At 73.3% G+C, this 25,290-nt stretch carries 28 protein-coding genes; 13 read left to right on the top strand and 15 right to left on the bottom strand.

All coding sequences use genetic code 11. From position 1 onward, the window contains the following. Positions 1–49: 49 nt before the first annotated feature. A complete protein-coding gene (locus LN652_RS13540) occupies positions 50–931 on the bottom strand; it encodes an Fpg/Nei family DNA glycosylase (RefSeq protein ID WP_230441148.1) in 882 nt (293 codons plus the stop codon). Between the two features lie 45 nt (positions 932–976). Here LN652_RS13540 and LN652_RS13545 point away from each other — a divergent pair, with 45 nt between their 5' ends. Both LN652_RS13545 and LN652_RS13550 read left to right on the top strand, forming a co-directional pair. Beyond that, positions 977–1,240, top strand: a complete 264-nt coding sequence (locus tag LN652_RS13545) for a hypothetical protein (protein ID WP_230441149.1) — start codon at positions 977–979, stop codon at positions 1,238–1,240. Between the two features lie 61 nt (positions 1,241–1,301). Then, a complete protein-coding gene (locus tag LN652_RS13550; protein WP_230441150.1) occupies positions 1,302–2,522 on the top strand; it encodes an ATP-binding protein in 1,221 nt (406 codons plus the stop codon). A 241-nt stretch (positions 2,523–2,763) separates the two neighbouring features. Here the strand turns inward: LN652_RS13550 and LN652_RS13555 are convergent, their stop codons facing one another. Further along, complete coding sequence (locus LN652_RS13555; protein ID WP_230441151.1) at positions 2,764–4,203, bottom strand: dihydrolipoyl dehydrogenase family protein; 1,440 nt, start codon at positions 4,201–4,203, stop codon at positions 2,764–2,766. Positions 4,204–4,380: 177 nt separating this feature from the next. Between LN652_RS13555 and LN652_RS13560 the strand changes: the two genes are divergently transcribed. Next, the gene (locus LN652_RS13560) at positions 4,381–5,367 is read left to right on the top strand and encodes a TerC family protein (RefSeq protein ID WP_230441152.1); all 987 of its coding nucleotides are present in this window, start codon (positions 4,381–4,383) and stop codon (positions 5,365–5,367) included. A 55-nt stretch (positions 5,368–5,422) separates the two neighbouring features. On the opposite strand, the gene LN652_RS13565 is transcribed toward LN652_RS13560, so the two are convergent. Genes LN652_RS13565 through LN652_RS13575 form a run of 3 tightly spaced genes read right to left on the bottom strand, consistent with a single transcriptional unit; the run spans position 5,423 to position 7,352 of the window. After that, positions 5,423–6,184 carry an endo alpha-1,4 polygalactosaminidase gene (locus LN652_RS13565; protein ID WP_230441153.1) on the bottom strand — a complete coding sequence of 254 codons (762 nt, stop codon included), beginning with the start codon at positions 6,182–6,184 and terminating at the stop codon, positions 5,423–5,425. 3 nt (positions 6,185–6,187) lie between these two features. Beyond that, entirely contained in the window at positions 6,188–6,811 is a 624-nt protein-coding gene (locus tag LN652_RS13570) for a LysE family translocator (RefSeq protein ID WP_230441154.1), read from the bottom strand. A 49-nt stretch (positions 6,812–6,860) separates the two neighbouring features. After that, a complete protein-coding gene (locus LN652_RS13575; protein WP_230441155.1) occupies positions 6,861–7,352 on the bottom strand; it encodes a hypothetical protein in 492 nt (163 codons plus the stop codon). A gap of 294 nt (positions 7,353–7,646) precedes the next feature. On the opposite strand from LN652_RS13575, the gene LN652_RS13580 reads away from it, so the two are divergent. Both LN652_RS13580 and LN652_RS13585 read left to right on the top strand, forming a co-directional pair. Continuing rightward, the gene (locus LN652_RS13580) at positions 7,647–8,126 is read left to right on the top strand and encodes a DUF2087 domain-containing protein (protein ID WP_230441156.1); all 480 of its coding nucleotides are present in this window, start codon (positions 7,647–7,649) and stop codon (positions 8,124–8,126) included. Positions 8,127–8,151: 25 nt separating this feature from the next. Continuing rightward, the gene (locus LN652_RS13585) at positions 8,152–8,505 is read left to right on the top strand and encodes a UBP-type zinc finger domain-containing protein (RefSeq protein WP_230441157.1); all 354 of its coding nucleotides are present in this window, start codon (positions 8,152–8,154) and stop codon (positions 8,503–8,505) included. A 6-nt stretch (positions 8,506–8,511) separates the two neighbouring features. Here LN652_RS13585 and LN652_RS13590 read toward each other — a convergent pair whose 3' ends face one another. Further along, a complete protein-coding gene (locus LN652_RS13590; protein ID WP_230441158.1) occupies positions 8,512–9,261 on the bottom strand; it encodes a hypothetical protein in 750 nt (249 codons plus the stop codon). Between the two features lie 223 nt (positions 9,262–9,484). On the opposite strand from LN652_RS13590, the gene LN652_RS13595 reads away from it, so the two are divergent. Beyond that, complete coding sequence (locus LN652_RS13595; protein WP_230441159.1) at positions 9,485–10,306, top strand: glycerophosphodiester phosphodiesterase family protein; 822 nt, start codon at positions 9,485–9,487, stop codon at positions 10,304–10,306. Between the two features lie 40 nt (positions 10,307–10,346). Next, positions 10,347–11,279 (top strand): DUF5926 family protein, encoded by a 933-nt coding sequence (locus tag LN652_RS13600; RefSeq protein WP_230441160.1) that lies wholly within the window; start codon positions 10,347–10,349, stop codon positions 11,277–11,279. Positions 11,280–11,705: 426 nt separating this feature from the next. Here LN652_RS13600 and LN652_RS13605 read toward each other — a convergent pair whose 3' ends face one another. The 8 genes from LN652_RS13605 to LN652_RS13640 all read right to left on the bottom strand — a co-directional run bounded on the left by LN652_RS13605 (position 11,706) and on the right by LN652_RS13640 (position 18,701). Continuing rightward, the gene (locus LN652_RS13605; protein WP_230441161.1) at positions 11,706–12,191 is read right to left on the bottom strand and encodes a GNAT family N-acetyltransferase; all 486 of its coding nucleotides are present in this window, start codon (positions 12,189–12,191) and stop codon (positions 11,706–11,708) included. 19 nt (positions 12,192–12,210) lie between these two features. Then, positions 12,211–13,194, bottom strand: coding sequence for an adenylate/guanylate cyclase domain-containing protein (locus tag LN652_RS13610; protein WP_230441162.1), 984 nt, complete (start codon positions 13,192–13,194; stop codon positions 12,211–12,213). A gap of 4 nt (positions 13,195–13,198) precedes the next feature. Beyond that, a complete protein-coding gene (locus LN652_RS13615; protein WP_230441163.1) occupies positions 13,199–13,573 on the bottom strand; it encodes a cyclic nucleotide-binding domain-containing protein in 375 nt (124 codons plus the stop codon). A 77-nt stretch (positions 13,574–13,650) separates the two neighbouring features. After that, positions 13,651–14,877: an arginine deiminase gene (locus LN652_RS13620; RefSeq protein WP_230441164.1), complete on the bottom strand. Its 1,227-nt coding sequence runs from the start codon at positions 14,875–14,877 to the stop codon at positions 13,651–13,653. A 101-nt stretch (positions 14,878–14,978) separates the two neighbouring features. Beyond that, on the bottom strand, positions 14,979–15,905 hold the full coding sequence (locus tag LN652_RS13625; protein ID WP_230441165.1) for a hypothetical protein: 927 nt from the start codon (positions 15,903–15,905) through the stop codon (positions 14,979–14,981). 221 nt (positions 15,906–16,126) lie between these two features. Further along, positions 16,127–17,263, bottom strand: a complete 1,137-nt coding sequence (locus LN652_RS13630) for a GNAT family N-acetyltransferase (RefSeq protein WP_230441166.1) — start codon at positions 17,261–17,263, stop codon at positions 16,127–16,129. Further along, on the bottom strand, positions 17,245–17,850 hold the full coding sequence (locus tag LN652_RS13635; protein ID WP_230441167.1) for a TMEM165/GDT1 family protein: 606 nt from the start codon (positions 17,848–17,850) through the stop codon (positions 17,245–17,247). The genes LN652_RS13630 and LN652_RS13635 overlap by 19 nt, the downstream gene beginning before the upstream one ends. Positions 17,851–17,864: 14 nt before the next feature. After that, complete coding sequence (locus LN652_RS13640) at positions 17,865–18,701, bottom strand: prephenate dehydratase (protein WP_230441168.1); 837 nt, start codon at positions 18,699–18,701, stop codon at positions 17,865–17,867. 69 nt (positions 18,702–18,770) lie between these two features. On the opposite strand from LN652_RS13640, the gene LN652_RS13645 reads away from it, so the two are divergent. Continuing rightward, positions 18,771–19,163, top strand: a complete 393-nt coding sequence (locus tag LN652_RS13645; protein WP_230441169.1) for a DUF4446 family protein — start codon at positions 18,771–18,773, stop codon at positions 19,161–19,163. Between the two features lie 83 nt (positions 19,164–19,246). Further along, positions 19,247–20,005, top strand: coding sequence for a DUF4118 domain-containing protein (locus tag LN652_RS13650; RefSeq protein ID WP_230441170.1), 759 nt, complete (start codon positions 19,247–19,249; stop codon positions 20,003–20,005). A gap of 28 nt (positions 20,006–20,033) precedes the next feature. Here the strand turns inward: LN652_RS13650 and LN652_RS13655 are convergent, their stop codons facing one another. Further along, a complete protein-coding gene (locus LN652_RS13655; RefSeq protein WP_230441171.1) occupies positions 20,034–20,654 on the bottom strand; it encodes a hypothetical protein in 621 nt (206 codons plus the stop codon). Between the two features lie 185 nt (positions 20,655–20,839). Here LN652_RS13655 and LN652_RS13660 point away from each other — a divergent pair, with 185 nt between their 5' ends. The 4 genes from LN652_RS13660 to kdpC all read left to right on the top strand — a co-directional run bounded on the left by LN652_RS13660 (position 20,840) and on the right by kdpC (position 25,289). Continuing rightward, on the top strand, positions 20,840–20,929 hold the full coding sequence (locus tag LN652_RS13660; RefSeq protein ID WP_211734286.1) for a potassium-transporting ATPase subunit F: 90 nt from the start codon (positions 20,840–20,842) through the stop codon (positions 20,927–20,929). Further along, entirely contained in the window at positions 20,929–22,587 is a 1,659-nt protein-coding gene (kdpA, locus tag LN652_RS13665; RefSeq protein ID WP_230441172.1) for a potassium-transporting ATPase subunit KdpA, read from the top strand. The genes LN652_RS13660 and kdpA overlap by 1 nt, the downstream gene beginning before the upstream one ends. Before the next feature lie 167 nt (positions 22,588–22,754). After that, the gene (kdpB, locus tag LN652_RS13670; protein ID WP_230444746.1) at positions 22,755–24,677 is read left to right on the top strand and encodes a potassium-transporting ATPase subunit KdpB; all 1,923 of its coding nucleotides are present in this window, start codon (positions 22,755–22,757) and stop codon (positions 24,675–24,677) included. Positions 24,678–24,713: 36 nt separating this feature from the next. After that, positions 24,714–25,289: a potassium-transporting ATPase subunit KdpC gene (kdpC, locus tag LN652_RS13675; protein ID WP_230441173.1), complete on the top strand. Its 576-nt coding sequence runs from the start codon at positions 24,714–24,716 to the stop codon at positions 25,287–25,289. Position 25,290: the final 1 nt, after the last annotated feature.

Genomic DNA, 25,290 nt, shown 5'->3' on the forward strand with positions numbered 1-25,290 from the left:
GTTGGTCGGGCTGTCACGGGGGTGAGCCCGACCAACACTGCTGTCGGGGCTACTTCAGCAGCCGCGACATCCGTCGGTCGGCCAGCGGCTTCCCGCCCGTCTGGCAGGTCGCGCAGTACTGCAGGCTCGAGTCGGCGAACGACACCTCGCGCACCACGTCGCCGCAGACCGGGCACGCCTGACCGGTGCGTCCGTGCACCGCGAGGTTGCTCTTCTTCTCGCCCTTGAGCTCGCTCGCGGCCAGGCCGCTCGAGCGGGCCACCGCGTCGCCCAGGGTGGTGCGGATCGCGTCGTGGAGCGTGGCTAGGTCGTCGTCCTCGAGGCTGTTGGCCGGCTTGAACGGCGACATCCGCGCGGCGTGCAGGATCTCGTCGGAGTAGGCGTTGCCGATGCCCGCGATGATCGACTGCATCCGCATCACGCCCTTGATCTGCTTGCGCCCCTCCCGGTCGAGGATCGCGCGCAGCACCTCCGGGGTGAAGTCGTCGGAGAGCGGGTCGGGGCCGAGCCGGGCGATGCCCTCGACCTCCTGCGGGTCGCGGACGACGTAGATCGCGAGGCCCTTCTTGGTGCCGGCCTCGGTGATGTCGAGGCCGGGCTGGGCGTCGAGGTCGGGGTCGTCGATCACGACCCGCGCGGCCAGCGGGTTCTTCCCGCCCGGGCGGGCCGGGGTCGCCGGCACCGCGTCGCGCCAGCGGATCCACCCGGCCCGGGCGAGGTGGACGACGAGGTGGACGCCGCTGGCGTCGACGTCGAGGAACTTGCCGTGGCGGGTGACGTCGTCGACCAGCGTGCCGTGCAGCGCCTGCAACGGCGGGTCGAAGGTCTTGAGCGCGCTGAACGCGGCCAGGTCGACGCGGCTGATCGCGCGGCCGACGAGGCGGCCGCGCAGGTCCTGGGCGAGGGCTTCGACCTCGGGCAGCTCGGGCACGGGTCGAGTCTAGGCAACGGCGTGTGGTCGGGGTCACAATGGAACATGGCCCAGCAGCGCACCCCTCGCACCGCGACGGTCTTCCTCGACCCCCGCGGTGAGGACCGGTCGCTGCGGGTGACCTGGCACCACGAGTCGCAGCTGGTGGTGCTGTCGCTGTGGCGCGACAACGTCTGCGCCGGGACGTTCCGGCTCGCCGCCGACGAGGTCCCCGACCTGATCGCGCTGCTGCGCCGCGGCCTCGACGAGGCCTACGACACCGCCCGCACGCGCGTCGAGCGGGTCGACCGTGCGTCGGAGGCAGGCTGAGCGACTCGCGGACTATCCGGCAATCTAGGGCTCGGCCTAGATTCCCCGATAGCGTCCGATCATGGACCCGATCCGCAACCCGTACGCCCCCGGCGCCGGCCAGCGCCCGCCGGAGCTGGCCGGTCGCGACGAGCAGCTCGCCGCCTTCGACGTGGTGCTCGAGCGGGTGGCCAAGGGGCGCCCCGAGCGGAGCCTGGTGCTCACCGGCCTGCGCGGCGTCGGCAAGACGGTGCTGCTCAACGCGCTGCGCGGCACCGCGGTCCGCAAGGGATGGGGCACCGGCAAGCTCGAGGCCCGCCCCGGGCAGGGGCTGCGCCGGCCGCTGAGCAGCGCGCTGCACCAGGCCGTGCGCGAGCTGGGTCGCTCGGACGAGGAGTCGGTCGACCACGTCCTCGGGGTGCTGCGGTCGTTCGCCCAGCGCGACGCGGGAGCGGGCGCGAAGCTCAAGGACCAGTGGAGCCCCGGGATCGACGTACCGGCGGTGCGCGGACGCGCCGACTCCGGCGACATCGAGATCGACCTCGTCGAGCTGTTCACCGACCTCGGCGGGCTCGCCGCCGAGGTCGGCAAGGGCGTCGCGGTCTTCATCGACGAGATGCAGGACCTCGGCCCCGACGACGTGTCCGCGCTCTGCGCGGCGTGCCACGAGCTCAGCCAGACCGGGCTGCCCGTCATCGTCGTCGGCGCCGGGCTGCCCCACCTGCCCGCCGTGCTCAGCGCCAGCAAGTCCTACAGCGAGCGGCTCTTCCGCTACCAGCGCATCGACCGGCTCACCCGCGAGGCCGCCGACCGCGCGCTGGAGGCGCCGGCCGCCGACGAGGACGCCGCCTACGAGCCCGACGCGCTGGCCGCGATGTACGCCGCCACCGGCGGCTACCCGTACTTCATCCAGGCCTACGGCAAGGCCGTGTGGGACCTCGCGCCCCGCTCGCCGATCACCGCGGCCGACGTCGCGGTCGCCGCGCCCGAGGCCGAGTCGGAGCTCGCGGTCGGCTTCTTCGGCTCGCGCTACGAGCGCGCCACGCCGGGGGAGCGCGACTACCTGATGGCGATGGCCGACGTCGCCGCCACCCAGGCGGCCGAGGGGTCCGAGGCCGCCGCCGACGTCGACGGCGGCGCGGTGCTCAGCGCCGACGTCGCCGCGGCCCTCGGCAAGAAGCCGCAGTCGCTCTCGCCCGCCCGCGACTCGCTGCTGAAGAAGGGCCTGGTCTACTCCGGCGAGCGCGGCCGGATCGCCTTCACCGTCCCCCACTTCGGCCGCTACCTGCGCGAGCGCGGCTAGCCTCGAGACCTCCCTCCGCCTCGGTGGTCGAGGTGCGAGCGCAGCGAGCCTCGAGACCTCCGGTACTCGCAGGTTTCGAGGCTCGTCGCTGGCGCTCCTCGCACCTCAACCAGCGAAGGAGGCTGGCGCTCCTCGCACCTCAACCAGCGAAGGAGGCTGGCGCTCCTCGCACCTCAACCAGCGAGGGAGGCCGGCGCTCCTCGCACCTCAACCAGCGAAGGAGGCTGGCGCTCCTCGCACCTCAACCAGCGAGGGTGGGCGGGACCCGGAGCTCGCGGGGCAGCTCCTCGAGCAGCCGCAGCCACAGCTCGGCGGCGGTGGGGTACGACGCGACGGCGTGGCGCAGCACGTGGACCGGCACGCCCCCGGTGATCGCGACGGTCGCGGCGTGGACCAGCTCGCCCGCCTCCGGGCCGACGAACGTGGCGCCGAGCAGTAGCCGCGACCGGGAGTCGACCACGATCTGGGCGTCGCCGACGACGTGGTCGCGCAGCAGGCCGGTGCCGGCGGCCGACGAGGTCGGCACCCGCGAGGTGACCACGTCGTGCCCGGCGTCACGGGCCTGCGCCTCGGTCATCCCGACGGAGGCGACCTCCGGCTCGGTGAACACGACCTGCGGCACGGGCGCCTCGCGGTCCGGCTCCCACGCCACCTCGTCGGCGGCCGCCGCGGCGATCCGCGCGCCGACCACCCGCGCCTGGTGCTTGCCCCAGTGGGTCAGCGGCGGCCCGCCGCTCGCGTCGCCGACGGCGTGCAGCCACTCGGGGAGCTGTCCGCCGGTGACGTCGTCGGCGGTGAGGCCGACCGCGTCGAGCCCGACGTCGTGCAGGCGGGGCGAGCGCCCGATCGCGAGCAGCAGCTCGTCGGCCTCGACCTCACCGGTCGACGTGGCGAGCGTGACGGTCCCGCCGTGGACCCGCCCCGTGCCGGTCGCCTCCGCGGCGTCCCGGCGTACGCCGGTCACCTCGACGCCGAGGTGCACCGTCACGCCGCGCTCGCGCAGGCCCTCGAGGACGGCGTCGGAGGCGAAGGGCTCGACGCGGCCGAGCAGCCGCCGGTCACGGACCAGCAGCGTGACCTGCGAGCCGAGGGCGGTCATCCAGACGGCGGCCTCGCACGCCACGACCCCGCCGCCCACGACCGCGAGCCGGTCGGGGACCTCGACCACGCCGGTGGCGTCGCGGGAGTCCCACGCCTGCACGTCGGCGTAGAGGTCGGGCACGCGCGCCACGCTGCCGGAGGCGAGCACGACGGCGCGCCGGGCGCGGACGGTGGTCGTGCCGTCCGCAGAGGTGACCGACACGGTGCGCTCACCCGTGAGCCGGCCATGGCCGCGCAGCACGGTCAGTCCGGCGCCCTCCGCCCACGAGGCCTGGCCGGCGTCGTCGTAGTGCGACACCCACGCGTCGCGGCGCTCGAGCAGCGCCTTCGGCGCGACGTGGGCGGTCGAGACGCCGGGCAGGTCGCCGGTCAGGTCGGCGACGGCCACGGGTCGCAGCAGCGCCTTGCTGGGCATGCACGCCCAGTAGCTGCACTCCCCGCCGAGCAGCTCGGCCTCCACGATCGCGGCCGTCATGCCGGTGCCCTCGACGGCGTACTGCGCGGCGTTCTCGCCGGCGGGTCCACCGCCGAGGACCACCACGTCGAACTCCCGGACGTCCTGCTTGGAAGGGGTCGTCATGATGTGACCCTACGCCGCGGATTTGGCGAGGCCCTTGCTGGTTCAACTAGAATGCTCCCTGAGGGGAGTACCCCATCCAACATCCGTCGGTCAGTACGGCGCCCCCGCGGGCGCCCCGGCGGAGGCCGCCTCTCGGAGCGGTGGGGGAGACCTCAGGACACAATCCTGAGGAGACCCATGTCGTCCATCGCTTCACCCACCCTGTGGTTCATCACCATCGGTGTGGTGCTGGCCCTGCTGGTCGTCGACTTCATCGCCACGCGCAAGCCGCACGAGGTGTCGATGAAGGAGGCCATCGGCTGGTCCGCGTTCTACGTCGCGCTGCCCCTGGCCTTCGGCCTCTACGTCTGGTCCGCCCACGGCGGTGACCGCGGGCTGGAGTACTACACGGGCTACCTCGTCGAGAAGACGCTGAGCGTCGACAACCTCTTCGTCTTCATGCTGCTGCTCGCGGCCTTCGCGGTCCCGGAGGTGCTCAAGCAGCGGGTGCTGCTCTACGGCATCGTCGGCGCGCTGGTGCTGCGCGGCATCTTCATCGCGCTCGGCGCTGCCGCGCTGTCCCGCTTCGACTGGGTGTTCCTCATCTTCGGCCTGATCCTGCTCGCCACCGGCGTCAAGCTGCTGCGTGACGCGATCAAGGGCCAGGAGCACGAGGTCGAGGTCTCCGAGATGCGCGTGGTCAAGGTGGTCCGCCGCCTGATGCCCGTCACCGACGACTACGAGGGCGCCAAGCTCACCGTCGTGAAGAACGGCGCCCGCGCGCTCACCCCGTTCGCCCTGGTCACGATCGCCGTGTTCGCCACCGACGTGGTCTTCGCGGTCGACTCGGTCCCCGCGGTCTACGGCATCACCGGTGACCCGTACCTCGTCTTCGTGACCAACGCCTTCGCGCTGCTCGGCCTCCGCGCGCTCTACTTCGTGCTCGAGGGTGCGCTGGGCGCGCTGGAGCACCTGTCCTACGGCCTCGCCGCGATCCTGGGCTTCATCGGCTTCAAGCTGGTCCTGCACTGGGCCCACCTGGTGTGGCCGTCGGTCCCCGACGTGCCGACCCTGATGTCGCTGTTCGTGATCGTCGGCATCCTCGCGATCACCGTCACCACCAGCCTGATCGCCAACAAGCGCAAGAAGGCGTCGCGCTCCGACGAGGCCGTCGGCACGCACTGACCCGCACCTCGCGGCGCCGCCACCGGCACCGACATCGACACCCGGACGGCGTACGTCAGCACCAGCGGCGTACGCCGTCCGGCGTGAGGTCGCGGTCGCGCAGCACCACCGCGAGCCGGTCGCCGACGTCGGCGCAGGTGCGGTCGAAGTCGCGGACGCGGTACTCCACGGCCAGCACCTGGTCGCCGTAGACGTCGGTGTAGGCGCCGCACTCGTCGTAGCGCCCGCACTCCTCGGCCACCGCGAAGTCGAAGCCGACCCGCGTGCCGTCCCAGCCGGCGCGGTTCTTCTGCCCGGCGGCCAGGCCCGCGTCGTGCGCCCCGGCGACGAGCAGCCGGGCGTAGGCCGTCGCCTGCCGGGCCCGCAGCAGCCCGCCGCTGCGGGTGAAGGAGTCGAGGTTGTCGTACTCCACGGCGTCGAAGCCGTCGCGCGCGCAGCCCGCGGTCCAGCGGCCCACGATCCTGGCCAGCCGCTGCCGCTTCGCGGGCGTGCGGATGTCGAGCAGCCACTCGCCCCAGGCCTCGTCCTCGACGAGGCGGCCGTCCGCGCCCTGCAGGAGCAGGTCGCGGCGCGCGAGCCACGAGCGCCGCGCGCCGGGCTGGGTCTGGAAGCCGTTGACGTAGCAGATGTTGTAGGCGCCCGGGGCGGGCGTCTCCGTGCGGTCGCGCACCACGATGCCGACGTTGTCGGGCACGTAGGCCGGGCCGCCGAGCTGGTAGTCGACGTCGGTCCCGACGGGCAGGGGCGTCGGCTCCGCGTGGGCGACCGCCGGGACGGCCAGCAGGGCGCCGACGAGGGTCGCGAGGACGCGGCGCACGGCTCAGTCCACCGTCAGCATCGTGGCGCCGAGACCGATCATCATCGTGCCGCCGGTCGCGCTCAGCGCGTCGAGCCGGGTGGGCCTGCGGGCGAACCAGGTGCGGGCCGCGCCCGCGGCCAGCGCCCAGAGGCTGTCCGACGCGGCGGCCATCACGCCGAAGACCAGCCCGAGCATCATCGTCTGCGCCGCGACCGCGCCGCCCGGGTCGGTGAACTGCGGCAGGAAGGCCACGAAGAAGACGATCGTCTTGGGGTTGGTCGCGCCGACGGTGAAGCCGATCCGCACCGGGTGGCCCCGGCGGACCGGGGTCGCCGTCAGCATCGCCACCCGCGCGTCGGCGCGGTGCCGGATGGCCTGCACCCCGAGCCACACGACGTAGCCGGCGCCGAGCACCTTGACCACGGTGTACGCCGTCGCGCTGGCCGCCACGACCGCGCCGAGGCCCACCGCGACCAGGGCGACCTGCACCACGAGGCCGAGCGCGTTGCCGACGACCGACAGCAGCGCCTCGCGCCGCCCGACCGTCAGGGCGCGACCGATGGTGAACAGCAGGCTCGGACCCGGCACCTGGATGAAGAGGATCGACGCGACGAGAAAGGCGATCCACTGGCTCGACGACGGCATGGCACCAGTGTGGGGCCACCCCGTCGCCGTGTCAGCCGCGTTCCGCCGATCAGCAGCCGCAGGAGTAGTAGGTGATGTCCCAGTGGTTGCTCTCGCGGGCGTACACGTTGCCGGACGGCGCGGTGTAGAGCGCGGCGCCGTCGCCGCGGGTGCCGGAGTAGGAGTAGTGGCTGGTGATGTAGCTGCTCACGCAGGTCGTGGGGCTGACGTCGACCTTGTAGCCGTTCCAGTGGCTGTAGGTGCCCGAGGCGTGCCCGGTCTCCGTGCCGCCGGTGATCGTGATCGCGCAGCCGCTGATCGACTTGAAGGTCTTGATCCCGTCGACGGTCGCCTGGTTGATCTGCTCGTAGGACGTGCACGTGCCGACGTTGCGGTTGGTGCAGCCGCCGCTGGACGAGCGGGAGATGCCCGCCGCGGACAGCTGGCTGGCCGCCTGCGAGTCGGTCAGCTTGGTGACCGCGAACGAGGGTCCGGCGAGGCCGGTGACGGCGACGAGGGACCCGGTCAGGGCCAGGGCGGCCCGGATGGCGTGGTTGCGCATGCGTTGCTCCGTACGTCGTGGCGAGACCCCCGATGGTCTCGCCGCTGCCGTCCACCCGACCCGATCCGGGTGGTCCGGGTCAAGGCACGCGCGGTGAATTCGGCTCGCCTCCGACGTGAGTCTCTGGGAGACTCAGGTCCGAGGGCGACGTCCAGCGCCCAGCCGACGCGACGGCCCCAGTCCGCGCGAGGTGGCGAAGGGGAGCAGATCCTCGGGCGGTCCGAGACGAGTTGTTCACGCGACGCCCGCTGCGGTGGCGCACTGGGGGCGCGGTGCAGCCGAGGTGATCAAAGGATGACGAAGGACAGCGACGTCAAGCAGGTCGTGCGCGCCCGGATGGCGCGGACCGGGGAGACCTACACGGCCGCGCGCGCGGCGGTGCTCGCGACGCCGGACCCGCGCGCACAGGCGTACGCCGCCGCCCGCGCGGAGCAGGAGCGGCTGGTCGGCCGGCTCTTCGCCGACGGGCGCATCGAGCGGGTCCCGGCGAGGCGCAAGGTGCGCGCCGCGGTGCTGCTGGAGGTGCTGGCGCGGTTCGAGCCGGGTCGCACGTACTCCGAGAAGGAGGTCAACGAGGTGCTGCTCGGCGTGCACGAGGACTTCGCCTACCTGCGCCGCGAGCTGGTGAACTACCACTACCTCCGGCGCGAGGACGGCCGCTACCGCACCGCGGCGGCCGCGCCGCAGCGTACGGCCCAGCAGCGCCAGGAGATCCCGGCGTGGGAGGAGCACTGGCTGCCCGGCTTCCTCGCCGGTCGTGCCTCTGGTCAGTGAGTCGCCGAGGGGGCAGTCTGGTGCCATGAGCACCGCTGCCCCCGAGGGCATCGACCCCTCCGTCCCCCCGTCCGGCACCGGCTGCGTGGAGTGCGAGGAGGCGGGCGGCTGGTGGGTGCACCTGCGCCGCTGCGCGCAGTGCGGCCACGTCGGGTGCTGCGACAGCAGCCCCGGCCAGCACGCCACCGCCCACTTCCGCGCGACCGGCCACCCCGTCATGCAGAGCTTCGAGCCCGGCGAGGACTGGTTCTGGGACTTCGCCCGCGAGGTCGGCCTCGAGGGTCCACGCCTCGCCGACCCGCAGGCGCACCCCGCCGACCAGCCGGTGCCCGGCCCGGCGGGCCGGGTCCCGTCCGACTGGCGGGACCAGGCCCGCTGAGCCCGGTCAGCAGCCCAGCGCGGTGAAGGTCATGTCGCTGAGGAAGATGCGCTGGTTGCTGTTGCCGGAGGCGTTCCAGAACCGCAGCACGATCGGGGTGTTGGCGGCGATCGCCGCGGTGTAGACGACGTCGAGGTTGCGGGTGTTGGCGCCGTTGCCCGCGTTGCCGGCGTTCGTCGCGCGCCACGGGTCGGCGCCGGTCCCCGAACCGGTCACCCCGGTCGCGGTGCCGGTGCGCGTGCCGGTGAGCTCGACCCGGTCGCTCCAGTCGCCGTTGCTGATGTCGATGTCGGTGATCGTGAACGCCAGGCCGGTGACCGCGCGGTCGAACGAGATCGACAGCTCCTGCGCGTTGGCGCTGCCCGACGGGATCGCCGCGGCGTGGGAGATGTTGAGGCCGGGGCCGCCCGTGGCGCCGACGTTGGCGACCGCGGCGGTCTGGGTGAGGTCGGTGGAGAGCCGCAGGTTGTCGGCGTCGCGCTGCATGGTCCCGGTCATCACGCTCCTGAAGGTCACCGTCATCGGCGCGGTGCCCGTGGGGCCGGTCACGACCGCGGACCCGGTCTGGACGCCGCTGACGGTGCTGCCGCGGGTGTAGGAGGTCCCGGTGGCGCCCCAGTCGACGCGCCAGGCGTACGACGTCCCGCACGGCGAGGCGGCGAAGGCCGGGGCGGCGGTGCTCGCCGCGACCGCGGGCACGGTCCAGGCGGCCGAGCGCACGACGGTGCGTCGGGTGGGGGTGGTCAGGTCGGTCACGGGGGTGCTCCTCGGTGCGGCCGGCCGCGTCCCCCACGCGTCGAGTCGATCAGTGCATCCCCGACTCTCGCGGGCGCGTCGTCGCGCTGCAGCGTCTTGGGACTTCCTTCGACGAACGTTGAGGATCCGTTCACCGGCGCCGTCGCAGAGGTCCAGACCACCGACCGCCGCGCGTCGGGGCGTCCCGCACCGTCCACCCCTCCGGGCGTGCGATGCTCGTCGCATGCGTCGTGCACCGCGCATCCGCCGCGCCCGCCCGCCCCGCGACCGTCCGCAGGTGGTCGCCCACCGCGGCAGCAGCCATGACACGCCCGAGCACACGCTGGCGGCCTACGTGAAGGCGCTCGACGAGGGCGCGGAGGCGCTCGAGTGCGACGTCCGGCTCACGGCCGACGGCCACCTCGTCTGCGTCCACGACCGCGACCTGCGGCGTACGGCGTCGACGCCGGGGCTGGTCTCGACGATGAACCTGGCCGAGCTCGACGAGCTCGACTTCGCGTCGTGGAAAAACCCGTGGGCCGAGCTCGACGACGAGTCGCCCACCACCGACCCCGAGCGCGGGCGCGTGCTGACGCTGCGCAGGCTGCTCGAGACCGTGGCCGACTACGACCGGCACGTCGAGATGGCGATCGAGACCAAGCACCCCACCCGCTACGGCGGACTGGTCGAGCGGCGCCTGGTCGACACGCTCGGCGACTTCGGCTGGGACCGCGCCGGGTCGCCGGCCCGGGTGATGAGCTTCTCGCTCAACGCGATGAACCGCGTGAAGAAGCTCGCCCCCGACCTCGACGTGGTGATGCTGGTGGACAAGGCCCACCACTGGCCGGTGCTGCGGCCGGTGGTCGGCGACGACTGGATCATCGGGCCGGGCGTCGAGGAGCTGCGCGACCACCCGGGTCTCGGGCGCCACCTGGTGAAGGCGGGCCGCGAGATCCACGTCTGGACGGTCAACACCGCCGAGGACCTGCAGGTCTGCCTCGACCTCGGGGTGACCGCGGTGATCTCCGACCGGCCGGCCTACATGCTCGACCTGCTCGGCGCCTAGCGGCTCCGCGCCCGTGCGGGGCGCCAACTAGGCTCGCGCCATGGCCAAGAAGTCCCGCAACCGCACCCAGCCCGCAGCCACCGCTCCCGGCGAGGTCGGCCCCCGTCAGCCCTGCCCCTGCGGCTCCGGCAAGCGCTACAAGGCCTGCCACGGCGCAGCCGGCGGCGCCGCGCCCACGTTCGTGGCGCGTCCGTTCGAGGGGATGCCGAGCGAGTGCGACGTGATCGCGCTGCGCGAGCTGGTGCCGGCGGCCACCGCCCCGCTCACGCTGAAGGAGGGCTCGCGCACCGTCCGGCTGGCCACGCTCCTGCCCGGCGCCGCGCCCGCGATGGTCCGCGAGTCCGGCGACGTGTGGCTCGGCCTGCAGGTCCAGCACGCCTACGGCAACCCGGCGCGCGACCTCGGCGCCGTCCTCGAGCTGGCGCTGGCCACCGACGAGCCCGGCATCGTCGGGCTGGTCAACGCCCCCGGCGACGGTCCGAGCATCCAGGACCTCATCACCGGCGACTCGCTCGACATCACCGTCCACGACGGCTTCGAGTACTGGATCGACGACATCCCCGAGCGCGACGCGAGCATGGAGGCGGCCCTCGAGCAGGCCAACAGCGGCGTCATGCCGACCTCGCGCCTGTCGTCGGTCGAGGCGGCGTACTGGACCAACGTGGGCACCAAGGAGCACCTGCGCTGGGTGATGCCGCACGACGAGGACCGGCTGCTCGACGCCCTCGCCCGGCTGCACGCCGCCGGCCAGGACTCGGTCGCCGACGGCTCCCGCTTCGTCGGCATGTTCCGCGCCCACGGCCTGCTCGCCCCCGTGTGGGACCTCCCCGTCGGCACCGGTGCCGACGTCCTCGAGGAGCCGGCTGCGCGCTTCGCGGCCGACCTCGCCGAGGCGCTCGAGGGCGGCGAGCTGACGGCCGCCGAGCGCTCCGCACGGGCCGGACTCGCCAACCGTCAGGTGACGATCCGGTAAGGACTGGCCCACGTTCTCCACCGCGCGAACACAACCTGCTCGAATGTTGTGCCCGCCCTCGCGGTGCGAGTAGATTGGTCATTGCCCGGTCGTTGTTGTTTCCCCCGTCAACAACGGCCGGGCTTTCCATGTCCGTCGATAGTCGGGTGCGTCGCCGCGCAGCGGTCGGCAGGATGACGACATGACGGACCTGACGCGGGAAGCGGCCACGTCGCGGACACCGTCCGCGAGCTCCGCGTGACGGCGCTGCTCTCAGCGGATCCGAACGCTGATCGCTGATGAGCGGACCTCGAGGTCGCGTGCAGCCGGTCCGGGCACACGTGTCCGACATGTCGCCCTTCGTCCACCAGCTCGAGGGCAAGATCTCGGACACCTGTACGACGCTGGCGCACCGCCGCGTCCACGCTGAGGAAGCCGTGCCCCGGGTCAGTCGCCCGCGGGCCGCTCCAGCCGCTCGATGCGCAGGTCCGACCCCTCGCGCAGCGGCTCGCGCTCGCCGGTGCCGGTGAAGCCGTGGGCCTCGTAGAGCCGGCGCGCGCCGTCGTTGCCCTCGGTGACGTGCAGCGAGACCGTGCGACCGAGCCGGCGGGCGTGGTCGAGGAGCTCGCGCAGGAGCCGGGCGCCGAGTCCGCGACCGCGCGCCTCGGGGGCGGTCCACATGCCCCAGACGAACGCCTCGCCGGCCCCCTCCGGGACGAACAGGCCGCCCATCGCGACCGGGTCGTCGCCGTCGAACGCCATCAGCAGCGGGCCGGGGCCGCCTGCCCGCTCGCGCCACACGGACTCCGGCTGCGCCTCGGCCTCGGCCAGGGTGGCGCCGAAGGCCGTCGGCGAGTCGGCGAGGGCGCGCAGGCGCAGGCTCCTGAACGCCGCCCAGTCCTCGCCCGAGATCACGCGCAGCACGGGTTCCATGCCGGGAGCGTACGGCCGGTCAGTCGTCGGTGCTCGCCCGCGCGCGCCACGCCTCGAGGTGCGAGAAGCCCTTCGCCTGGACCCGGCGCGCCCGGCGGAACCGCCACGTCCCGTCGTCCCCGAGCGCGTCGTGGACCCCGGCGTCGACGAGCACGGACCCCGGGCGGGCGGCCGAGGTCAGCCGCGCGGCCGCGTTGACGGTCGAGCCGAAGACGTCGCCGAGGCGGCGTACGACGGCACCGTGCGCGAGTCCCGCGCGCACCGCCGGGAACGGGTCGTCGGGGTCGTCGCCGCGTGCGGTGAGCGCCAGCGCGACCGCGAGCGCAGCCGCCGGCTCGGGGGCGGTGAAGAGCACCTCGTCGCCGATGGTCTTGATGACCTGGCCGCCGTGGTCGACGACGAGCGTGGTGGTGTCCTGCTCGAACCCGTCGACCCACGCGACCAGCTCGGCCCCGTCGAGCGCGCGGCTGCGGGTGGTGTAGCCGACGATGTCGACGAAGCAGACCGACAGCACGGCCTCGCCGCGGTCGAGCCCGTCGGGGTCGCCGAGCAGGTGCTGGGCGGCGCTGGCGAGGTGGCGGCGCCACACGTAGGTCTGCAGCGCCTCGACCCGGGGCAGCACGTCGGCGGTCAGCGTGGTGAGCTGCCCGGCCGGGTCGCGTCCACCGTCGGGGGCGTCGAGCGCGAGGCCGGCGAGGAGGGTGGTCTGCCACTCCGCGAGCCGCGCGTAGCTGCGGCCCCACGTTCGCACCAGTGCGGCCTGCGACTCCGGCGGCAGGATGCCCAGCCGGACCAGGTCGGCGCTCAGCCGCAGCGCCTCGACGTCGCTCTCGACGAAGGCGACGTCGTCGTCGCCGCGGTGCGGGAACCCGAGCTGGTGCCACAGCGTGACCGCGAGGTCGAGCGGCACGCCGGCCCGCTCGGCGACCTCGACGCGGGTCAGGGTCGGCTCCTGGCCGAGGAGGAAGGCCTCCATCGCGTCGGCCACGGCCCGCTCGGTCACGGCCTCATCCCCGGCCCGTACGCCCCGCGGCGGCCGCCCGCAGCGCCTCGCCGAAGGCCGGCACCTCGTCGGCGAGCGCGGACAGCCGCTCGCTGGTGAAGTGCACGACCCGCAGCCGGGTGAGGGCGACGACGCTGGCCGAGCGCAGCGTGCGGTTGACGATGGCGGCCTCGCCGACCACCGCGCCGGGCCCCAGCGTGGCGACCTCCACGCCGCCGCGGCGCACGGACACCTCGCCCTCGGTGATCAGGTACGCCTTGTCCGCAGGGGTGCTCTCGGCGATCGGCGACCACCCCTGCGGGAGGGTGAGCGCGGTCCCCGCCGCCAGGACGCGCTGGCGGTCGGCCGGGTCCAGGGAGTCCAGGATGGAGTCGGTCATGCCTGCTCAACGACCCGGCCGACCCCGGGTGACGGCCTTCGGTCAACAGGTGTGCACCGACCTGTGGAGAACGCTCCTCAGTCGACGGTGAGCGGCTCGCGCGAGATCGGGCAGCTCATGCAGCGCGGGCCGCCGCGGCCGGAGCCGAGCTCGGAGCCGGCGATCCGGACCACCTCGATGCCGGCGTCCTCGAGCCGGTCGTTGGTCTCGTCGTTGCGCTCGTAGGCCACGGCCACCCGCGGCGCGAGCGCCAGGGTGTTGTTGCCGTCGTCCCACTGCTCGCGCTCGGCGGTGACCGGGTCGAGACCGGTGTCGATCTGGTGCAGCGTGTCGATCTGCATCGCCTTGGCGGCCGCGACCAGGAACGGCTCGGACTCGCTGACCTGGAGCGTCAGGTCCGACTCGTCGGAGCCCGCGTCGGCCAGCGTCACGGTCACCGCGCGGAGGGTGTCGGCGACGTTGGGGTACATCACGACCTTGTCGACGTCGACCATCGTGCAGACCGTGTCGAGGTGCATCGTCGCGCGCTCCTGCGCGATCGGCACCGCCAGCACGGTGTGGGCGAGGCCCGAGTGGAAGACCTGGCGCGCCAGCCGCTCGACGCCCGCCGGGGTCGTACGCTCCCCGACGCCGACCGCGATCACGCCGGGCGCGAGCAGCAGCACGTCGCCGCCCTCGACGTGCTCGTTGTGCCAGCCGTGGATCTTGCGGGTGCCGGCGAAGCGCGGGTGCTCGGTGTAGATCAGCTCGGTCAGCTGGGTCTCGCGCTTGCGCGCGGGCATCGCGAGGCTGGTGACGGCGACCCGGTCGCGCACCCACACGCTGGAGTCGCGGGTGAAGAGCAGGTTGGGGAGCGGGTCGATGAGGAAGTCGTGGGGGTCGAGCAGGCTGGTCACCAGCCCGTGGCCGCCCTTGACCTCGTCGTTGCGGATGCCCGCGGTCAGCACGCCGGTGAGCTCGGCCGGGGCCAGCTCGCGCAGGGCGGTCGCGAGGTAGCGGCGCATCGTGTCGCCGAGGTGCAGCCCGGACAGCGCGCTGGTGATCGCGTGGTTGCGGGCCAGCTCGCTCTCGAGGGTCTCGGTGAGCAGCTCGGTCAGGTAGAGCACCTCGACGCCGCGGTTGCGCAGCGTCTCGGCGAAGGCGTCGTGCTCCTCCTGGGCGCGGCTGACCCACGGGATGCCGTCGAAGAGCAGGCGATCGTTGTTGCGCGGCGTGAGGCGCTTGAGCTCGTTGCCGGGGCGGTGGAGCATCACGGTGGCCAGGCGGCCGACCTCGCTGTCAGCGCCGTGGGGAGTGGTGACCATGGCCGGACTCTATCGGTGCCGGGCCCGGACACGTGTGCCAGAAGTTGCCCCGTCGTTCGGGGCTCGAGGGCGACATCGCGGACACGTGTCGGCGAACGCCCTCAGGCGGCGTCCGCGTGGCCGGGGAAGTGCGGTCGCCAGTCGTCCAGCAGCCGCGGCCCGACGCCCGGGTGGTGGCGCGCCAGGAGCACCCGGTGGATGCGCCGCAGCGTGCGGAGCGGGTCCCGGTAGATCCCCGAGCTCACCACGACCACGAGTCGCCACTCGTCCTCGTCGATGTCGGCACGACGCTCGAGGTCGTCCTCCCAGGTGGCGAGGACCTCGACGTGCACCTTGCCGTTGTACTCGACGGCGACCCGGCAGTCGGGGTAGCAGAGGTCGTACCGCCTGACCACGCCACCCTCCTCGTCGCGGATCGTGAGGTTGACCCGCGGCTCGGGCAGTCCCGCGAGGACGAGGAGCATCCGCAGGCGGGTCTCCATGGGGGAGTCGACGTCCCGGCGTACGTAGCTCGCGGCGGCCAGGGCCTTGCGCGCGTCCTTGTGACGACTGAGCTCGCACGCGCGGACGAGCTGGGCTGGCGAGGCGCCGCGGCGGCGCACGAGCCAGTCGCCCACGACCACGAGGTCGACCAGCCCCAGCTGGCCGCCGAGCTCGATGAACATCTCGACGTCGCCGGACACGCGCACGCCCCTCTCGACGACCACGCCGGTGGGATCGCCGACGTGGCACCGCAGACCACGGTGGTGGCGCCGCATCTTCTGGTGGGCGACGCTCACGTGCTCGTCAGCGATCGTCGGGATCGGTGCTTCCTTCACCCGCCCGGCCGACGCGTGGCTCGCCCAGGCCAGCTCGTGCTGGAGCAGGAGCGCGCCGCACACGCGCTGGAGCGGCGTCGCGGGGGTGGACGACGCGACAAGGACTCCGCGGAAGAGCTGCCGGTAGCCCGGCCCGCGGAGCACCTTGTCGGTCAGCCCGTGTGCGAGGGCCTCGGCACGGAGGAACGGTCGCGTCGGGTCGAAGTCCATGCCGACAGCGTCGAGGATTCCGCGGCGGCGTGTCGGTCGTCCTCCACAGCCCCCGCCCCCCGGCGTACACGTGTCCGAGAAGTTGCCCGTCGATCGGCGCTGCGAGGGCGACAACCCGGACACGTGTACGGGTCTGGCGACGCGAGGGCGACAACCCGGACACGTGTGCTGCCCGGGTACGCCCCGGGCGAGGGCCACATCCGCCGCACGTGCGGCGGGCGTCAGGCCTGCGCCCGCCACTCCTCGCGCAGCAGCGCGTACTCGTAGGAGTCGGTCCACTCGCCCTTGGACCAGAAGTCGCCGAGCCGGTGCACCTCGCGGCGCATGCCGAGGCGCTCGCACATCGCGGCCGAGCGGACGTTGCGCGCGTCGAGGTTCGCGACGATGCGCCGCAGCCCGTGGTGCTCGAACCCGAGTCGCAGGAGCTCGCGGGCGGCCTCGGTGCCGTAGCCGTGGCCGGTGTGCTCGGGCAGCACCGTCCAGCCGATCTCGCCCTCGCTGAGCCCGGTGCCCTGCAGGTGCAGCAGGGAGTCGCCGACGACGGTGCCGTCGTGGAGCGTGACGACGACGCTGACGAACGCGGGATCGGCGGCGGCGGTCCGCCGGCGGATCATCTCGGCCACCTCGGCGCGGTTCTGCGGGCGGGTGAGCAGCAGGCTGGTCCACTCCTCGGAGGCCCACGCGTCGGCGAAGGCGTCGGCGTCGCCGGGCTCGTGGGGGCGCAGCAGCAGCCGCTCGGTGCGCAGCGGCCACTCCGGCGCGACCGGGGTCAGGAACGCCTCGCGAGGCGCGTCGACCCAGCGCTCGCGGACCGTGGGCCCGCCGAAGCGCAAGCGGTCGTACGCCGTCATCGGCAGCAGGAGCCAGTCGAGCCCCGGCACCCCCAGCACCCCGTCGACGGCCTCGCCGAGCATGCCGCGCCCCAGCGGGTCGCTCCGGTCGCCGCGCAGCCGCGCGACCGCGGCCTCGGCCTCCGCGACCCGCTCGGTCTTCTGCCGGATCCGGACGGGCGAGACCTCCTTGAGGCAGGTGTAGCGCCCGGACAGGTAGTGGCCCCACTCGGCCTCGCCGGTGGCGGCGTCGTCTCCCCAGAACGCGACGAACCAGGCGTGCAGCCGGTCGAGCCCGCCGGCGAACCCGGCCAGGTCGCCGTGGTCGGCGGGGACCATCGGGGTGCCGTCGGACAGGACGTACGACGCCAGCGGCAGCCGCCCGGCGAGCATGTGCTCCATCGCCTCGGCGGTGGCGGGGACGAAGTGCTCGCGCACGTAGTCGTCGTCGGCCGGGGTCATCGGGTGGTCCCCGTTGACCTCGACGTAGCGGCGGCGGACCGCCTCCGTCAGCGCGTCATCTCCCACACCGTCAACCCTGCCATGAGCACGCAGACCGTCGCACCCACGTAGTGGAGCACCGACAGCCGGACCCGCTGCAGCAGCAGCCGCCCGACGATCACCGCGAGGCCGGACACCGCGAGCAGCGCGCCCCAGGCGCCGAGGAAGACCGAGACGGGGTCGTCGTACTTCGCGACCAGGGAGATGGTCAGCAGCTGCGAGAGATCGCCCCACTCGGCGGCGAAGAGGACGAGGAAGGAGGTGACGACGACCTTGAGGCCGTGGGCGGTGGCGTCGGCGCGGGCGGCGTACTCCTCCTCCTGCCCGGCCTCGTCGGCGTCGGCCGAGCGCGCCTCGCGGAACAGGATGATCGCGCCGACGACGAACATCAGCGCGGCGACCGTGTGGATCAGCTGCTCGGGCAGGAACGACGCGGCCTTGCCGAGACCGACCGCGACGCCGGTCTGGACGAGGAACGCGAGCCCGACGCCGATCCAGACGAGGAGCGGGCGCATCTTCGTCGACATGACGAGGGTGGCGATGAAGGTCTTGTCGGGCAGCTCGACGACGAAGATGGCTCCGAAGGCGAGGGCCACGACGAGGAGATCGATCACCGCTCGAGTGTGTCCTACGCGTCGCGGAACGCGTCTGCGGGGTAGACGCCCAGCACCTTGACCTCGGTGGTGAAGAACGCCAGCTCCTCCAGCGCGTTGCGCACGCCCGGGTCGTCGGGGTGGCCGTCGACCTCGGCGAGGAACTGGGTGGCGGTGAAGTGGCCGCCGACCATGTAGGACTCGAGCTTGGTCATGTTGACGCCGTTGGTCGCGAAGCCGCCGAGCGCCTTGTAGAGGGCGGCGGGGAGGTTGCGGACGTTGAAGATGAACGTCGTGACCACCGGTCCCTCGCCGGCCGTGGCCTGCTCGAAGTCGCGCGAGAGCACCACGAACCGCGTGGTGTTGTGGTCCTCGTCCTCGATCTCCTCGCGCAGCACCTGCAGGCCGTAGATCGACGCGGCCAGCGGCGGCGCGATCGCGGCCTGGGTCGGGTCGCCCGACTCGGCCACCTCCCGCGCCGCGCCCGCGGTGTCGCCGGCGACGACCGGCGTCAGGCCGAGCTCGCGGATCACCCCGCGGCACTGGCCGAGCGCGTGGACGTGGCTGTGCACGGTGCGCAGCGAGTCGACCGACGCCTCGGGCAGCGCCATCAGCGAGAACTGGATGCGCAGGAACCGCTCGCCGACGATGTGCAGCGACGACGTGGGGAGGAAGTGGTGGATGTCGGCGACCCGGCCGGCGATCGAGTTGTCGATCGGGATCATCGCCAGGTCGGCGTCGCCGTTCTCCACGGCCGCGAAGGCGTCCTCGAACGACGCGCAGGGCAGCGGCTCCCAGTCCGGGTAGGCCTGCTGGCACACGAGGTGGGAGTTGGCGCCCGGCTCCCCCTGGTAGGCGATGCGTCGAGTCACGCCGGCGAGTCTGTCACCTCCGGCCGTGTCCACCGGGCCGTGACCGCACCCCGAACATAGGGTTCGGGGGTGCTGTCCGCCGTCGCCGTCCTCCTCGCCGCCGTCGCCTGCGTCCTCGCCGGCCTCGCCCTGCGCCGTACGTCCGCCCGACCCACCGGCGACGGCGTCGACGCCCTGCCCGAGGACGTGCACGGGCTGCGCCAGGAGGTCGCCGCGCTCAAGGCGGAGAGCGCCGACGCGCTGCGGCACCTCTCGGTCGTGCGCTACGACGCCTTCGGGGACGTCGGCGGCCACCTCAGCTGGAGCCTCGCGCTGCTCGACGACGCCGGTCACGGCGTCGTGCTGACCTCGATCCACGGGCGCAGCGAGGCCCGCACCTACGCCAAGTCGATCTCCTCCTGGTCGTGCGAGCAGCAGCTCTCGCCCGAGGAGGAGGAGGCGATCGAGCACGCCCGTCCCTGACGCGCGTCGGCGCCGCGACAGGGTCGCGTCAGCAACGCGTCAAGGCTCCGCCGGGGGCGGTGCGGCGGTGGTGCACTGGCGAGATGGTCACTTCTCGTCCTCCCGTCCCGTGGTGGCGTACGCCCTCCTCCGTGCGGGCCGCCGCCGTCCTGTCCCCGCTCGCCGTCTGCGGCGTGCTCGCCGGCTTCCGCGACAGCGTCCCGCCCGCGGTCGCCGCGCTGGTGCTGGTGCTGTGCGTCGTCGCGGTCGCCGCGACGGGTGACCGGCTGGCCGGCTTCGTCGCCGCCCTGTCGAGCGGCGCGTGGTTCGACGTCTTCCTGACCGAGCCCTTCCTCCGGCTCGCGATCCACGACCCCGGCGACGTGCAGGTCGCGGTGCTGCTCGTGCTGATCGGGCTGTCGGTCACCGAGCTCGCGATCTGGGGCCGGCGCCAGCAGGCGGAGTCCGCGCGCCGCTCCGGCTACCTCGACGGCGTGCTCTCCGCCGCCGCGACGGTGAGCCGCGGGGAGACCGGCCCCGACGAGGTGGTCGACGTGGTCGCCGCCGCGATCGCCGACGTGCTGGGCGCCGACCGGTGCCGCTACGTCCCCGGCGCGGTCCACGACCGGCGGCTCGCGGTGCTCGACCACGACGGCGTGCTCACGCAGAACGGTCACCAGCGCGACGTCGGGCGCACCGGCCTGCCGGTGGACGAGCTCGTCGCGGTGGAGGTACGCCGTGCGGCGCGGGTCGTCGGCCACTTCGAGGTCGCCTGCGCGACCCGCATCGCCCACCCCACCCGCGAGCAGTGCCGCGTCGCGGTCCTCCTCGCCGACCAGGTGGCCGCCCTCGTCGACGCGTGAGGCGGCCACCCGGGGTCGGGGCGAGGCCTCACGCCGCGCGCGATGCGTGGCGTGAGGCCTCGAGGACGCCCGAGGTCAGCGCGGCGCACAGGCCGACCGCCTCGTCGGGACGTCGGTGGGCCCGTGCGTGACGGGCCAGGCACTGGGAGACCTCGTCGAGCTCGCGGCCGCAGGCGAGGTAGTCGGCCTCGAGCAGGCCGGGACGGCGGCCGAGGGCCAGGTCGTGCAGCCGCTGGGCGCCGGCGCGGCCGAGGGTGGCGACCTCCGGGCGCAGGTCCTGGGCGAGGTGGGCGCGACCGGACAGCACCCGCCGGGCGGTCGCGACGATCAGCTGCTCGAGCCGCTCCACGTCGGCGACGAGCTGGAGGGTGTTGACCGAGCGCACCAGCCGGCGGGCGGTCAGCACGATGCGCGCCTCGGACAGCTGCGCCTGGGCGCGGGCACGGGCCCGGACGGCGGCGACCCGCCGCTCGCGGGCTCCGGCCAGCACCCGGCGGGCCACCTCGCAGTCGTGGAACACCACGGCGTCCAGCGCGTCGCGCCAGGCGTCCGAGGTGAGCTCGAGCAGCTCGGCGAGCTCGGTGGGGGCGTCGGTGGGGCGGTCGGTGGTCCGGTCGGCGGGGCGGGGGTCGGGCTCGAGGGTCGTCATGGCACCGATCCTGACCACGGACCGGCCTGCCGCGGGGCCGCCTGACGGCGTCCTGACAGGGGTTTGTCGGGTCCTTGGCACCGCCCGTGCGGCGCGCGCCACACCGGCGACAAGTGGCCGTCAACGGCCGCAAAGATCGCGTCAAGACGGGCGGTGCGGGCCTGCGACGGGATGACGCTGGGCCCATGAGCATCGAATCCAGTCTGCTGGTGGTCGCGGTGGTGCTCGCCGCGCTCTACGTCCTGGCAGCCCTGATCTTCCCGGAGCGTTTCTAGTGTCTGACACCCTCGGCGGTCTGCTGACGATCGCCCTCCTCGTCGCGCTGCTCGCGGCGGCGTACGTCCCCCTCGGCGACTACATGGCGCGGGTCTTCACCAGCACCCGGCACCTGCGCGTCGAGCGGGCGGTCTACCGCCTCAGCGGCGTGAACCCCGACGCCGAGCAGGGCGCCCGGTCCTACGCCACCGGCGTGGTCGGCTTCAGCCTGGTCAGCATCGTGGTGCTGATGGCGATCCAGCTCGGCCAGGCGGCGCTGCCGATGGACCGCGACCTGCCGGGCGTGCCGTTCTGGATGTCGTTCAACACCGCGATCTCCTTCGTCACCAACACCAACTGGCAGTCCTACGCGGGCGAGTCCACCCTCGGGTTCACCGCCCAGATGGCCGGGCTGGCGGTGCAGAACTTCCTGTCCGCCGCCGTCGGCATCGCGGTGGCGGTGGCGCTGGTCCGCGGCTTCGCGCGCTCGCGCAGCGGCTCGCTCGGCAACTTCTGGGTCGACCTGACCCGCGGCACCGTCCGGATCCTGCTGCCGCTCGCCTTCGTCGCTGCCGTGCTGCTGGTCGCCGGCGGTGTCGTGCAGAGCTTCACCGACTCCACGATGTCGACGCTCGCCGGGCACTCGCAGGTGCTGACCGGCGGCCCGGTGGCCAGCCAGGAGGCGATCAAGGAGCTCGGCAACAACGGCGGTGGCTTCTTCAACGCCAACTCCGCGCACCCGTTCGAGAACCCGACGGGCTGGACCAACTTCCTCGAGATCTACCTGATCCTGGTGCTCCCGGTGGCGCTCACCCGCACCCTCGGCACGATGCTCGGCAACCGCCGCCAGGGCCTGGCCGTGCTCGGCGTGATGGGCATCCTGTGGACCGTCTCGCTGGTCGTCACGACCTGGGCCGAGGTCGGCGCGCACTCGCCGACCGCCCAGGCCGCGGGCGCCGCGATGGAGGGCAAGGAGACCCGCTTCGGGGAGTGGGCGTCCGCGCTGTTCGCGGTCGCCACCACCGGCACCTCGACGGGCGCGGTGAACGCCTCGCACGACTCCCTCACCGCCACCGGCGGCGGGACGGTGATGGTCAACATGATGCTGGGCGAGATCGTGCCCGGCGGCGTGGGCGCCGGCATCTACGGCATCCTCGTGATGGCCGTCCTCGCGGTGTTCGTGGCGGGCCTGATGGTCGGTCGCACGCCCGAGCTGCTCGGCAAGAAGATCAGCGCGAAGCAGATGACCTACGTCGCGCTCTACACCCTGACCACGCCCGCGCTCGTCCTGGTCGGCACCGGCATCGCGATCTCGCGCAGCTCGACCGCCGACGCGATGGGCAACGCCGGCGGCCACGGCTTCTCCGAGGTGCTCTACGCCTTCACCTCGGCCGCCAACAACAACGGCAGCGCCTTCGGCGGCATCACCGTGACCTCGGACTTCTTCCAGATCATGCTCGGCCTGGCGATGCTCGTCGGCCGGCTGCTGCCGATCGTCCTGGTCCTGCTGCTCGCCGGCTCGCTCGCCGAGCAGGGCACGGTGCCGGTGACCGCCGGCACGCTCCCCACCCACAAGCCCCTCTTCGTCGGGATGCTGGTCGGCGTCATCCTCATCATGACCGGCCTCACCTACTTCCCGGCGCTCGCCCTCGGACCGATCGCGGAGGCATTGGTATGACCGCCACCCTCACCCCACCCACCGGCACCGGCCACGAGCCCGAGGCCACGCGCACCGCGCGACCGGCCACCGGCATGACCCTCGGCGGGCTGCTCGCGCAGGGCGCCCGGCAGCTGCCCGAGGCGATCCGCAAGCTCGACCCGCGCCACATGTGGCGCTCGCCGGTGATGTTCCTCGTCCTGGTCGGCTCGGTCGTGACCACCGTCGCGGCCGTCCGCGACCCCGGGTTCTTCACCATCTCCATCGCCGTGTGGCTGTGGCTGACGGTGGTCTTCGGCAACCTCGCCGAGGCCGTCGCCGAGGGCCGCGGCAAGGCCCAGGCGGCGTCGCTGCGCGCCACCCGCACCGACACCGTCGCCCGGCTGCTGGCCGCCGACGGCTCCGAGAGCGAGGTCCCCGCGACCCGGCTCGCGGTCGGCGACCTGGTGGTCGTCGAGGCCGGCGACGTCGTCCCAGGCGACGGCGACATCGTCGAGGGCATCGCCTCGGTCGACGAGTCGGCCATCACCGGCGAGTCCGCACCGGTGATCCGCGAGGCCGGCGGCGACCGCAGCGCCGTCACCGGCGGCACGCGGGTCCTGTCGGACCGCATCGTCGTGCGGATCACCGCCGCCGCGGGCGAGACCTTCCTCGACAAGATGATCGCGCTCGTCGAGGGCACGTCGCGCCGCAAGACGCCCAACGAGATCGCACTGTCGATCCTGCTCTCGAGCCTCACCCTGGTCTTCCTCGCCGCCGTCGCGACGCTCGCGCCGATGGCGACGTACGCCGGTGCGCCGCAGGACGTCGTCGTCCTGGTCGCGCTGCTGGTCTGCCTGATCCCCACCACCATCGGCGCCCTGCTCTCGGCGATCGGCATCGCCGGCATGGACCGGCTGGTGCGGGTCAACGTGCTCGCCATGTCGGGTCGTGCGGTCGAGGCCGCCGGCGACGTCAGCACCCTGCTGCTCGACAAGACCGGCACCATCACCTACGGCAACCGCCAGGCCAGCCGGTTCGTGCCCGCCCCGGGCGTCGACCGCGGCGAGCTGCGCGACACCGCGCGGCTGTCGTCGCTCGCCGACCAGACCCCGGAGGGCCGCTCGGTCGTCGACCTGGCCCTGGCGCAGGGCGCCGACGACAGCGCGCTGCCGGCCGGCGCGGAGTTCGTCGAGTTCACCGCCCAGACCCGGATGTCCGGCGTCGACCTCGCCGACGGCACCCAGGTCCGCAAGGGCGCTGGGTCCGCGATCGCCGCCTGGCTCGGCATCGAGCAGCCCGACGAGGTCCACCAGATCGTCGACTCCATCTCCCGCAGCGGCGGCACGCCGCTGGTGATCGGCCGCAAGGACGCCACCGGCGCGGGCCAGGTGCTCGGCGTGATCCACCTGAAGGACGTCGTCAAGGAGGGCATGGCCGAGCGGTTCGCCGAGCTGCGCTCGATGGGCATCCGCACGGTCATGATCACCGGCGACAACGCCCTCACCGCGCAGGCGATCGCCGCGGAGGCGGGGGTCGACGACTTCCTGGCCGAGGCCACCCCCGAGGACAAGATGGCCTACATCCACCGCGAGCAGGAGGGCGGGCGGCTGGTCGCGATGACCGGCGACGGCACCAACGACGCCCCCGCCCTGGCCGCGGCCGACGTGGGCGTCGCGATGAACAGCGGCACGGCGGCCGCCAAGGAGGCCGGCAACATGGTCGACCTCGACTCCGACCCGACCAAGCTCATCGACATCGTCGAGATCGGCAAGCAGCTGCTCATCACCCGCGGTGCGCTGACGACGTTCTCGATCGCCAACGACGTGGCGAAGTACTTCGCGATCATCCCGGCGATGTTCGTCGCGGCCTACCCCTCGCTCGACCGGCTCAACGTGATGGGCCTGGCCACGCCGCAGTCGGCGATCCTCTCGGCCGTCATCTTCAACGCCCTGGTGATCGTCGCGCTGATCCCGCTCGCCCTGCGCGGCGTCCGGTTCCGCGCCGCGTCGGCGTCGGCGGTGCTGCGCCGCAACCTCCTGGTCTTCGGCCTGGGCGGCATCGTCGTGCCCTTCGTCGGCATCAAGCTCATCGACCTGATCGTCTCGACCATCCCCGGCCTCGGCTCCTGACCCGGACCCCGGCCGGATCCAAGAAAGCGTGCTGACATGTTCACCGACCTCGCCCGCCAGTCCCTCGCCGGGCTGCGCCTCCTGCTCGTGATGACCGTCCTGCTCGGCGTCGGCTACCCGACCGCCGTGTGGGCGGCCGGCCAGGCCTTCGGGGACCGGGCCGACGGGTCCCCGGTCCGCGTCGACGGCCAGGTGGTCGGCTCCCGGCTGCTGGGCCAGCAGTTCGAGGGCGACCAGTGGTTCCTGTCCCGCCCGTCCGCGGGCGGCTACGACACCCTGGCCACCGCGCCGAGCAACCTCGGTCCGCTCAGCCCCGACCTGATGGCCGCCATCGAGGACCGCAAGGCCGAGGTGGCCGCCCGCGAGGGCGTTGCGGAGTCGGAGGTCCCGGCGGACGCGGTCACCGCGTCCGGCTCGGGCGTCGACCCGCACATCTCGCCGGCCTACGCCGCGATCCAGGCGCCGCGGGTCGCGGAGGCCAACGGGCTGTCGCTGGAGGAGGTGGAGCGCCTCGTCGAGCAGCACACCGACGGGCGCAGCCTCGGCTTCCTCGGTGAGCCCGGCGTCAACGTCCTGGAGCTCAACGTCGCGGTCCGGGCTGCTGCCGGCTGAG

Source organism: Nocardioides okcheonensis (genome assembly GCF_020991065.1).
GTDB lineage: Bacteria > Actinomycetota > Actinomycetes > Propionibacteriales > Nocardioidaceae > Nocardioides > Nocardioides okcheonensis.

Excerpts from the sequence above, each read along its gene's own strand:
- LN652_RS13545 (WP_230441149.1), top strand. The coding sequence starts at position 977 with ATGGCCCAGCAGCGCACCCCTCGCACCGCGACGGTCTTCCTCGACCCC.
- LN652_RS13550 (WP_230441150.1), top strand. The coding sequence starts at position 1,302 with ATGGACCCGATCCGCAACCCGTACGCCCCCGGCGCCGGCCAGCGCCCG.
- LN652_RS13555 (WP_230441151.1), bottom strand. The coding sequence starts at position 4,203 with ATGACGACCCCTTCCAAGCAGGACGTCCGGGAGTTCGACGTGGTGGTC.
- LN652_RS13560 (WP_230441152.1), top strand. The coding sequence starts at position 4,381 with ATGTCGTCCATCGCTTCACCCACCCTGTGGTTCATCACCATCGGTGTG.
- LN652_RS13570 (WP_230441154.1), bottom strand. The coding sequence starts at position 6,811 with ATGCCGTCGTCGAGCCAGTGGATCGCCTTTCTCGTCGCGTCGATCCTC.
- LN652_RS13575 (WP_230441155.1), bottom strand. The coding sequence starts at position 7,352 with ATGCGCAACCACGCCATCCGGGCCGCCCTGGCCCTGACCGGGTCCCTC.
- LN652_RS13580 (WP_230441156.1), top strand. The coding sequence starts at position 7,647 with ATGACGAAGGACAGCGACGTCAAGCAGGTCGTGCGCGCCCGGATGGCG.
- LN652_RS13585 (WP_230441157.1), top strand. The coding sequence starts at position 8,152 with ATGAGCACCGCTGCCCCCGAGGGCATCGACCCCTCCGTCCCCCCGTCC.
- LN652_RS13595 (WP_230441159.1), top strand. The coding sequence starts at position 9,485 with ATGCGTCGTGCACCGCGCATCCGCCGCGCCCGCCCGCCCCGCGACCGT.
- LN652_RS13600 (WP_230441160.1), top strand. The coding sequence starts at position 10,347 with ATGGCCAAGAAGTCCCGCAACCGCACCCAGCCCGCAGCCACCGCTCCC.
- LN652_RS13605 (WP_230441161.1), bottom strand. The coding sequence starts at position 12,191 with ATGGAACCCGTGCTGCGCGTGATCTCGGGCGAGGACTGGGCGGCGTTC.
- LN652_RS13615 (WP_230441163.1), bottom strand. The coding sequence starts at position 13,573 with ATGACCGACTCCATCCTGGACTCCCTGGACCCGGCCGACCGCCAGCGC.
- LN652_RS13620 (WP_230441164.1), bottom strand. The coding sequence starts at position 14,877 with ATGGTCACCACTCCCCACGGCGCTGACAGCGAGGTCGGCCGCCTGGCC.
- LN652_RS13625 (WP_230441165.1), bottom strand. The coding sequence starts at position 15,905 with ATGGACTTCGACCCGACGCGACCGTTCCTCCGTGCCGAGGCCCTCGCA.
- LN652_RS13650 (WP_230441170.1), top strand. The coding sequence starts at position 19,247 with ATGGTCACTTCTCGTCCTCCCGTCCCGTGGTGGCGTACGCCCTCCTCC.
- LN652_RS13655 (WP_230441171.1), bottom strand. The coding sequence starts at position 20,654 with ATGACGACCCTCGAGCCCGACCCCCGCCCCGCCGACCGGACCACCGAC.
- LN652_RS13660 (WP_211734286.1), top strand. The coding sequence starts at position 20,840 with ATGAGCATCGAATCCAGTCTGCTGGTGGTCGCGGTGGTGCTCGCCGCG.
- kdpB (WP_230444746.1), top strand. The coding sequence starts at position 22,755 with ATGTTCCTCGTCCTGGTCGGCTCGGTCGTGACCACCGTCGCGGCCGTC.
- kdpC (WP_230441173.1), top strand. The coding sequence starts at position 24,714 with ATGTTCACCGACCTCGCCCGCCAGTCCCTCGCCGGGCTGCGCCTCCTG.